Raw genomic sequence first — 9563 nt, 5'->3', positions numbered from 1 at the left:
CGCGCTCGACCGTTCCGAGTGCGACATCGGTTCCCGTGCGGCGATCGAACAGGCGGTCGGCCGCACGCGTCCCGACCTGGTGTTCAACGCGGCCGCCTTCACGGCCGTGGACGCGGCGGAAACGGACGCGGCGGCGGCGTTCGCCATCAACGCCGTCGCCCCCGGCGTCATCGCCACCGCTGCGCGTGCGGCAGGCGCGCGAACCATCCACATTTCGACCGATTACGTTTTCGACGGCTACGCCACCCGCCCCTATCTGCCGCAGGACCGACCGAACCCACAAAGCGTCTATGGGCAGTCCAAGCTGGCCGGTGAGATCGCGGTTCGCCAGGCCGATCCGCAGGCGCTGACCGTTCGCAGCATGTGGCTGCACGACGCGGCCGGGAAGAACTTCCTGACCACCATGCTCCGGCTGATGCGGGAACGCGATCATTTGCAGGTGGTCTCGAATCAGACCGGCACGCCGACCAGCGCCCGATCGCTCGCGCTCGCGCTGTGGGCGCTGGCCGCTCGGGGTCAGACGGGCCTACTTCATTACCGCGACGACGGCACGGCAAGCTGGTATGAATTCGCGCTCGCGATCCAGGAGCAGGCTCGCAGCCTCGGCCTGTTGAGCACAGCGATCCCGGTCACGCCCATTGCCAGTGCACACTACCCGACGCCCGCACCGCGTCCCGCCTATTCGGTGCTGGACGCGTCGGAGACGTGGCAGATCATCGGCGCTTCGCCCCCGCACTGGCGGGCGAACGTCCAGCAGACATTGGAGGAGATCGCTCGCCATGGTTGATCTTCTGGTCACCGGCGGCGCCGGGTTCATCGGCACCAACTTCGTGCGCTACTGGGCGGACAGGCATCCGCACGATCGGATCACGGTTCTTGACTCCCTCACCTATGCCGGCAAGGCCGCCAACCTCGACGGGCTGGACCAGGTCCGGCTGGTCAGGGGCGACATCCGCGACACCCGCCTCGTCTGCGAGCTTCTGGCCACCGGCATCGACACCGTGGTCCATTTCGCCGCGGAAACGCATGTGGACCGTTCGATTGGTGATCCGGACATCTTCTTGGACGTCAACGTGCAGGGTACGCACAGCCTGCTGAAAGCAGCCCGGCAGACGTGGATCGACGATGGCGACGGACGCCCGCATCGGTTCCATCATATATCCACCGATGAAGTCTATGGTAGCCTCGGCCCCGATGATCCGCCGTTCACCGAGACGACGCCGTACGCGCCCAACTCTCCCTATTCCGCGTCGAAAGCGGCCAGCAATCATCTGGTCCGCGCCTATCACCGCACCTATGGATTGCAGACCAGTGTCACCGTCTGTTCGAACAACTATGGTCCCTTTCAATTTGCAGACAAACTCATACCCTTGTGTCTGATCAACTGCCTGACCGGAAAGCCGTTCGGGATCTACGGCGACGGCATGAACGTGCGGGATTGGCTGCATGTCGACGATCACTGCCGTGGCATCGAGTTGGCGCTGCTCGGCGGACGCAGCGGCGAGACCTATAATCTCGGCGGCGACGCAGCGCTGCCCAACCTGGCGGTCATCGACCTGATCTGCAACGGCGTGGACCGCGCGTTCCGTGCAGATCCCAGTCTTGCCGGACGCTTCCCACAGGCTTTCGCGGCGCGCGGGCAACGGTCCGCCACGCTCAAGACCTACGTCGCCGACCGTCCCGGCCACGATCGCCGTTACGCTGTGGACACGGGGAAGATCGGCGCGGAACTCGGTTTCCGGCCCCGATGCGCGTTCGAGGATGGGCTGGAGCGCACCATCGCCTGGTATCTCGAAAACGAAAGCTGGTGGAGACCGGCGCCGGGTTCGTAGAGCTGGCGCGTGCGGCGGCAAGGATCAGATACGCCGGACTGGCGGGCAGGACAGGAGGAGCCCCACACTGGCCTGCTGGCACTTGCCCCTCCCCGAGCCGGCGTGCGACGCCCGCCACGATGTTCGACGAGGCGACCCACGAGCGAGAATGGCCGGAAGGATGATCGGTAGGTGGCGGTCGGCGCCGAAACGGCTGGCCGCGCTGACCCGGGGGGCGTGGCCCCGGCGCCGTTTGGTCGCCGAAGCCTGCCTGCAGCTCGCGGTTGCCGAAACCCGGCTTCGGCTGCAGCCGCTCAAGCATCAGGGGTTGCAGGGCCTAGTTGCCGCGGCGCCGTCGGTCGCTTCGCAGCCGGCGCCGGCTGCGCCCGGCGAGCGGCAAGCGGCGCTCGATGTCGGCTGGGCAGTGACCCGTGTCGCCCGCTACTTTCCGGAGCGGGCCATGTGCCTTGCCCAGGCGCTCGCCGCGCGAACGATGCTGCGCAGGCGCGGGATCGGCAGCATCATGCACGTCGGCGTTGCCGCTTCGGAAGCGGCCCGTTTCGAGGCTCACGCTTGGCTGGAAGCCGCAGGAGTCGAAGTGACGGGCTACCCCGTACCGCCGCACCTTCGCGTGCTGGGCTGCCTGCCCAGCGACGGCACCGCGGCGCGCTAGACCGCGCCGTCCCGGGTTGCGCGAACCGCAACGGCGCGCCTGAGGAAGTCGCCGTTGGACAGCGCGCGCAGCAACTCGTGGCGGTACAGCCTGGTCACGCCGGCCTCGTGCCAGCCCGCGGAGGGCCAGCGATCAATCGCGTCCTGAAGGCGCGGAATGTCGAGCAGGCGCGCCGTCTCCGCGCATGCCGCCAGCGCGGGGACCACCTCGCCCATATCGCGCTTGGGATCGGCGATGCCCGCATGCCAGTCGAACGCCTGGAGGCCGCGCACGCGCTGCCGGAGCACGGGAGGCGGGATGCGATCGGCCATCGCGCGGCGCGCAAGCGAGGACGGAATGCCGCCGAGCCGGAACTGCTCGTCCGGGACCGAAAGGCAGAATTCCACCAGCCGCCGGTCGGAGGTCGGATCCCGCTCGTCGATCCTCCAGCGCGCGAGCGCGCCTTTCGTGTAATCCGCCAGGTCGATGCGCCGAAGCGCAGCCAGACGCTCGCCGCGCGTGTCGATCGATGCCGGCATCCTCAAGGTCGCGCCAGGCGGCCCAAGCTCCTCCCGGCGCTGGGGATTGAGGAGACTTGGGACCTGTTCTTGCCAAGGCTCGCGGGCGCGGGCTGCGACGGCACGCATCAGCCCACCGAGACCGGAGCCTTGGCGCTTCCAGCTCAGCGCGCGCACTTCGTCCGCCAGACCGCGCAAACCCCGGCCGCGAAGCCGCACCCGCAGCCGCCGCGACGCCTTGTAGCTCAAGGTGAGATTGCCCGCCTGTCCGGTCAGCAACACCGACAGTCCGCGCGCTTGGGCAAGCTCGTAGATCGCATCGCGCCAGACCTGGTTGCACAGGTTGAGAAACGGCTGTTCGCAAAGGGCGAACGCCCAAGGCAGGGCGTCCAGCGGCGACCGCCCGTCGGTCCGGACCCGAACATGCTCCATATTGTCGTGCAGGGCGGCCGTCAGGGCGGCGAGCGGACCCTCGTCAGGCAAGCGGCCGCTCGGAACGTGCGACACGGCTCCCTCACGCGGGACGGCCGTGAAGGCGACCGCCTGCCTTCCCTCCGGTGCCAGCAGGCGCGCGGCAGTGGCCGCCACCGATCCGCTGTCCAGGCCCGCGCTGAGGTGGACGGCGACGCTTCCTTCCCGAGGCAGCCGAACGCGGACCGCGCGATCGAACTCGGCGCGCAGGGCCTCCTCGTAATCGCTCGCGCGGGCAAGGCGCAGGGTCGGCGGGTCAGGGGTCCAATGACGCCGACGCGTCTCGCCGCCGGCCGTGACGATCACGCACTCGCCCATCCCGACCCGGACGATATGCCGGAAGCATGTCGCATTCGGATTCGCCGGCACGAGGTCGAGCGCCCGCGCCAGAAGATCCTCATCCGCTTCATACGGAACCTCCGGCAGGGCATGGAGGCCACGCGGCATCGACGCGAACGCAAACAGGCGCGGACTGCGGAAATAGCATAATGGCCGGCCGCCCAGGCCGTCGCGCGCGAGCAGCCAGCGTTCGAGGCTGCGGTCCCAGACGGCGAACGCATAATCGCCATAGAGCCGCTCCAGGCACGCTTCGCCCCAGCGTTCGAAGGCGCGCAGCACCAGTTCCGCATCGCCGACGGCAGCGGCGGCGGCAGCGACCCCCAATGCGGCCAGCAGGTCCTCACGATTATCTAACCGCGCGTCGGCGACCATGACGAACCGCCCGCCGCCACCGATAAAAGGTCGGCTGTCCGGAAAATCCTCATGCCCCAAATGCATCACGCGGTTGCCGCAGGCGACCTCACCCTCCGCCCAGCGGCCACACGCATCCGGACCATAGGGCCGCAGCGCCGCTAGCATGCCTTCAAGCGGCGCCGCGGCGGGACGGCCGTCAGAACACCAGAGACCGGCAATCGCGCCCACCTGCCGCGTCCTACGTGGCGCGTTCGACGATGCCGGCCGCGATCAGCTTCGGGAGCATCCCCTCGATATCCTGGCGCGCTATGTCGGGAGCGACGCCGTAACGCGCGGACGTCTGCGCGACCATGGCGTCCAGCGAAAGGCCATCGCGCATGCCGTCCATCAGATGTCGCATCGCTCCGCGAACGCCAAAATACTTTTCAGATCCCATTTCGAGGACGACATTCTCATCCGGCATCGGGACCGAAAATACGCTCTCGTTGAGCCGGTAAATCTCCTCGGCGCCGCCCGTCACGCAAATCTCCCGCCTGTCGTGGACTGGGATCTAACATGACGGCCTGATCAATGACACCGCGTCCCGGGGACGCGCGCGTTCCTTGACCTCGGCTAAGTTGCAACTTAGCAACGCGTCCGAAACGAGGGGGATACAATGCGCGACGACTTTATCGTGGAACAGGCTGCAACAACTGCGTTCGAGCCATCAGAGCTTGTCGACTATGGTGCCGCGAGCGAGCGCACCCAGGGCGGCGGCGGCCCGGCGGCCCAGCCGGATGGCGCGGTCTACAACTCCTGATCCCAGATGACGCCACGTCCGTGGCGTCGCACCCTGCGGCTGCGGTGAAAAGGTGACCGGCTCCCGGACCGTCGATGGCGCGGGCATGGGAGGCGGCGGCCCTTGGCTGATCTCGTCCTATGCGGATGCCCGGTCGATCCTCGTCAGTGCCGACGCGCGCGTTCCCGCCGATATCCCGCCGCCGTCAGGCGCCAGCGGGCCGGCGTCGGCGCTCGTGGCACGCGGGGTGCACCTGCGCAGTCTCTGGATGTGGGGCTGCGACACCGAGCGTCGGATCGCCTACCGCAAGGCGGCTGCATCTGCGCTGGGCGTCGATGAGATCGACCGTCTCGGCCCCTTTCTCGAGTCCCGCGCATCCGCCTTGCTGGATGCGGTGGACGGGGAGGACAGGATCGACCTTGTCGCCGGCTTTGCCCGGCCGCTGGTGCGCGACGCTTTGATGGAGCTGCTTGGGATCGACCCTCCCGCTCGCGACGCGCTGGAAACTCAGGTCGAGGCAATGGCGGGCTTCATCCCAGGGTGCGAGCGGAGCGGCACGACGCGATACTTTGCCCTCGCGGCGATCGCGAGGGTGCTGGAGCGGGTCTGGCAATCGCCTCTCCCGCCGCGCGCGGCCGCAAGCCGCATCCTCCACGGCGCCGTTGCGTCGGGAGAGCTTTCGCTGGACGAGGCGCTGGCCCAGGCGACACTCCTCCTGTTCGGCAATTCCTATACCACGCTCGAGGCGCTGGCCGGGCTGCTCGCGCGCCTGGCGGACGAGCCAGCGATCTGGGAGGCGGCGCGAAGCGGCGCGGTTCCGGTGGCGAGCCTGGTCGAGGAGGGCCTTCGTCTCGGCCCGCCCGCGCATCTGGTCCTGCTCCGCGACGCGGCCCGGGACATAGAATGTTCGGCGGGGACTATTCCCAGGGGTGCCAGAGTCGTTCTGCCGCTCAACCGCCTGAACAGCGATCCCACGCGCTTCGCAAATGCGGAGGCATTCGAGCCGAACCGTGCGAAAGCGACCCACCTCGCCTTTGGCGCCGGTCGCCACATGTGCGTCGGCCTGCACCTCGCGCGGGCGGTTATCCGCACCGGTGTAGATGCATTGCTCCGCCGCCTGCCGGAATGGCCCGCCGACACTGCGGTGAGCATGGCGCCCGGCATACTCGGCGGCACCAGCGTCTTCAGCCTCTTCCTCCCGGCGAAGGCATTGCGCCCGTGTTGACGCTGAACGGCCTGCGCATCGCGCGCGGTGGCGAGCCGTCGCAGCCGACAGCGGACGTCATGTGGCGAACTCGTCGCATGGACAGGCTGCCGACTGAGCGCGAGGCCGGCGATCCGATCGCGATCGTGCGCGAGGAGCGGACCGCCTCGGGCGTCGCGACGGACCATATCTTCGGCTATGACGGCCGCGTCCGCTGCCGTTTCCGGATCGAGCCCGGCGGATCGGCGGTGAGCTGCGAGGCAACCCCCGACGTCAGCGAGCGCGATCTGTTCAGCCTGTTCGCAGAGCCGGTCATGCGGACGATCCTGGTCCGCCGCGGCTTGCTCTCCTTCCACGCCGCGGCGCTGGTCAAGAGCGGCCGTGCGATCCTGATCATGGCGAACAAGGGAGCCGGAAAGTCGACGCTCTCCTGGGCACTGCAGAGCCGAGGCTGGCAGCTCCTTGCCGACGATCTTGCGCGGCTCGAGCTGGTGGACGGGCAATGGAGCTGCTTCCCCGGACATCGCCAGACAAAGCTCACGCTGCGGGCGGCGCGCGCCCTCGATCAGCCTGTGGATGCCATGCCTACCCGCTTCGACGATCCGGGTTCACCCGCTTACGCGGCGCAATTCGACAAGCGTGTCATCGATGCGGCGGACGCGATCGCGGATCCGCTGTCCGCAGTCCCACTGACCGCAATGATCCTTCTCAATGCCCGCGATCCGTCCGCCGAAACCCTGCAGGTCCAGGCGCTGGCGCCCGCCGTCGCCATTCGGCACCTGTTCGAACATGCTACGCCCGATCCTGTTGGCGGCGGGCCAGCTCTGCCTCCCCAGTTGCAGCACGCGGTCGGGGGGCTGGCCATGCAAGTCCCGGCCGTCGCATTGACCCTGCCGGACAGCTTCGATCGCCTCACCGGTGCCGCCGCCGCCCTGGAAGCGCTCGTCATGCAAGACACCGCGTGCGCATGAATCCGGGTATCGAGCCCGATGCCGATCTGTCTCCGTTAGGATCTCTGGCCCTGCTCTGGCCGGCAATGCCCGAAAGCCTTGTAAGCCCCGCCGCACGGAGACAGCTGGAAGACGCCGCTGCGCGCTTGAGCGCAATCCCCCGCGTCGCGCTCGAGCTGCGCCTCGACGAGGGCGACGACACGGTCGACCTGCACCAGTTCATCACCCAAAGCACCACCGACGCGGCAGCACTGCGGCGCTACTTGGCGAGGAGTTCGACGTCCGGCGGCGGCGACCTCGTGAGTCGGTTCCTGGAGGCCTGGGCCGATGACACCGGCGGTGTCCGGACCGACCTCAGCGGCTTCTTTCTGGAGTGGGACGGTCCCGGAGGACGTGCCGCGACGCCGCCGGCGATCTTCCTGCCGGTTCAGCACCGGCACGAACGTGGACCTGAAGACCACACGTCCCGGGACCGGGTTGCAGGCCACATCGCGCGGCTGAACCTGGCCGGCGCGCATGTCGGCACGCTGCTGCGCACGATCCCCACAGCGATTTCCATCAGCTATGTCGGCTTCATGCTGGGCCGGGGCGCAGGGGTTCGGCTCAATCTGCGCTCCGTGCGGCCAGGCGATGTCGCCGACGTCCTCGCCGGACTGGGCTGGCCCGGCGACCTGGGCCGCGCGAGCGCGATGTTCGGGCGCCTCGTCGAGCTCACCGGGCAGGTCGCCTTGGCGCTCGATTTCTCCCCGGCGATCCAGCCTTCGATCGGGTTCGAATGCGCATTGCCGCATTTGCCCGCGCAAGAGCCGCGCTGGCGCGAGTATTTCGACTGGCTCTGCGCGGAAGGCCTTTGCACACCCGAAAAGCGCGCCGGGCTAGAACGCCTCGGCGCGCGACACTTCCCCGAGGATCGCGGGCAGGCGTGGCCGGCGCAGAGGATTGCGGCGACCCTCGCGGCACCGCCGCAGTTTGTCCCTTGGTACGAGCGCCGCCTTTCCCACGTGAAGGTCTCGATCTCGGCAAACGCGCATGCGAGCGCCAAGGCCTATGTCTCGGCGCAGCATCACTGGAACCGCGGCAGCAACCCGGCCCCGCCGCACCCGCAGGCCGATGGACCGGGATCCGCCACAGATTGCGTCACCGCGGCGATCGGCCGGGCAGCCGGGTTCCTGATCACCGAGCGTCAACAGGACGACTTCTGGCGCGACTTCCAGCTCGTCAACGGTGCTTCGGACGAGTGGGTGACGGCCTTCGTCGGCTATGCTTTGGTGGAAAGCGGGGTACCGCTTCCGGCTGGGCTTGTGACGCAGACGGTAAGGGCTCTGCTCCGGCGGCAGCGGCCCAACGGTGGCTGGGCCTATAACCGGATCAGCCCCGCCGATGCCGACAGCACTGCCTGGGTGCTCAAGTTTCTCAGGGCCGCCGCCTACTCAGGCCCTGAAGTGCAAAGGGCCGAGGCGTTCCTGTTGTCTCACCTGCGCGCCGACGGCGGTCTTTCGACCTATGCGGCGGCGACACGCCTGCGCTTCAGCGGTGCCGCCACCGGTCGGGATGATGCCGGCTGGCGAGGCGGGCACCTGTGCGTCGCCGCCAACGCGGCGGGAGTGATCGGGCAGCCGCTGAACGCCTTCCTGCTTTCCGCTCAGGATACGGACGGTACCTGGCCGGCCTATTGGTGGCGCTCGGACGCCTTCTCCAGCGCCCTTGCGGCCCAGAGTCTGGCGCAGGTTGCAGGTACGGGCGAAAGCGTTGCGCGCGCGGTCGCATGGGCGCGGGGGCAGGTTGCCTCGGAGAGCGCGGCATTTGCCCGTGCGTGGCTGATCGCCTTGTTGCTACGTGGAGGAACGAAAGACCGCGGACAGGCGCGGGCACTGGCCGTAGCGCTGGCGGCGGAGCAGCGCTCCGACGGCGGCTGGGACGCGAGCGCCGCAATGCTGTTCCCCGACCCGGCCGAGATCCACCGTCGCCCGGGCATGCCGGTCGTACCTGACGAGCGCCGCCTGTTCACGGCAGCATCGACGCTTCTCGCGTTCAGCTCTCTTCTCGCCGCAGAGTGCGGAGCGTGACGTCACCTCGGCCGGAGCTCCAGCGCGCCCTTTCGTTCCTGTCGAGCAGCGCGTTGACGACGACGGGCGACCAATCTCCTCTCCCCGCAGCGCCGGACTACAACGCGCTAGCCCAGCGCGCCCGCGCATCCGGCCACGATCTCTCCCCCCGCGCAATCGAGGAAGCGTTCCGGCTGGTCATGTGCGCAAGGCTCGCCGTTCTAGGCAAGACCCCTTAGCCGGCAGCAGTTCTGGCGGAGACGGAGGGATTCACATCTATGATGCTATCTCTTTGATATGAGATGCACAACGTAAATGTATTGCGACTTCCGTGCCCCCAAATGTGCCCCCTATCGTGACCGATCACTATGCGGTCTGGCCGGACTTACGACAAGTCACACTCGTAAGCAGGCGCGATTACGGCAACGGTTGGCCGAGCGG

9 protein-coding genes are annotated in these 9563 nt (G+C 68.1%); 7 read left to right on the top strand and 2 right to left on the bottom strand.

Annotated features, from left to right (window positions below):
* The 3 genes from rfbD to VF643_RS03920 form a co-directional block, all read left to right on the top strand.
* The coding region (rfbD, locus tag VF643_RS03930; protein WP_331042068.1) for a dTDP-4-dehydrorhamnose reductase at positions 1-787 on the top strand (787 nt) is incomplete at its 5' end.
* Positions 780-1832: a dTDP-glucose 4,6-dehydratase gene (gene rfbB / locus VF643_RS03925; RefSeq protein ID WP_331042067.1), complete on the top strand. Its 1053-nt coding sequence runs from the start codon at positions 780-782 to the stop codon at positions 1830-1832. The genes rfbD and rfbB, both read left to right, overlap by 8 nt.
* Positions 1833-1980: 148 nt before the next feature.
* Entirely contained in the window at positions 1981-2484 is a 504-nt protein-coding gene (locus tag VF643_RS03920; protein WP_331042066.1) for a lasso peptide biosynthesis B2 protein, read from the top strand.
* On the opposite strand, the gene VF643_RS03915 is transcribed toward VF643_RS03920, so the two are convergent.
* Both VF643_RS03915 and VF643_RS03910 read right to left on the bottom strand, forming a co-directional pair.
* A complete protein-coding gene (locus VF643_RS03915) occupies positions 2481-4310 on the bottom strand; it encodes an asparagine synthetase B family protein (RefSeq protein ID WP_331042069.1) in 1830 nt (609 codons plus the stop codon). The genes VF643_RS03920 and VF643_RS03915 overlap by 4 nt on opposite strands.
* Positions 4311-4383: 73 nt before the next feature.
* Positions 4384-4665 (bottom strand): PqqD family protein, encoded by a 282-nt coding sequence (locus VF643_RS03910; protein WP_331042065.1) that lies wholly within the window; start codon positions 4663-4665, stop codon positions 4384-4386.
* Between the two features lie 135 nt (positions 4666-4800).
* Here VF643_RS03910 and VF643_RS03905 point away from each other — a divergent pair, with 135 nt between their 5' ends.
* From VF643_RS03905 to VF643_RS03890, 4 genes are read left to right on the top strand one after another with little or no spacing between them, the layout of a single operon-like run.
* Entirely contained in the window at positions 4801-4944 is a 144-nt protein-coding gene (locus VF643_RS03905) for a hypothetical protein (RefSeq protein WP_331042064.1), read from the top strand.
* A 52-nt stretch (positions 4945-4996) separates the two neighbouring features.
* Positions 4997-6148 carry a cytochrome P450 gene (locus VF643_RS03900; protein WP_331042063.1) on the top strand — a complete coding sequence of 384 codons (1152 nt, stop codon included), beginning with the start codon at positions 4997-4999 and terminating at the stop codon, positions 6146-6148.
* Positions 6145-7098 carry a hypothetical protein gene (locus tag VF643_RS03895; protein ID WP_331042062.1) on the top strand — a complete coding sequence of 318 codons (954 nt, stop codon included), beginning with the start codon at positions 6145-6147 and terminating at the stop codon, positions 7096-7098. Before VF643_RS03900 ends, VF643_RS03895 begins: the two co-directional genes overlap by 4 nt.
* A complete protein-coding gene (locus VF643_RS03890; RefSeq protein WP_331042061.1) occupies positions 7095-9143 on the top strand; it encodes a prenyltransferase/squalene oxidase repeat-containing protein in 2049 nt (682 codons plus the stop codon). Before VF643_RS03895 ends, VF643_RS03890 begins: the two co-directional genes overlap by 4 nt.
* Positions 9144-9563: the final 420 nt, after the last annotated feature.

The organism is Sphingomonas sp., assembly GCF_036387595.1.
Lineage (GTDB): Bacteria > Pseudomonadota > Alphaproteobacteria > Sphingomonadales > Sphingomonadaceae > Sphingomonas.
This window is presented reverse-complemented; position numbering and strand designations above follow the sequence as displayed.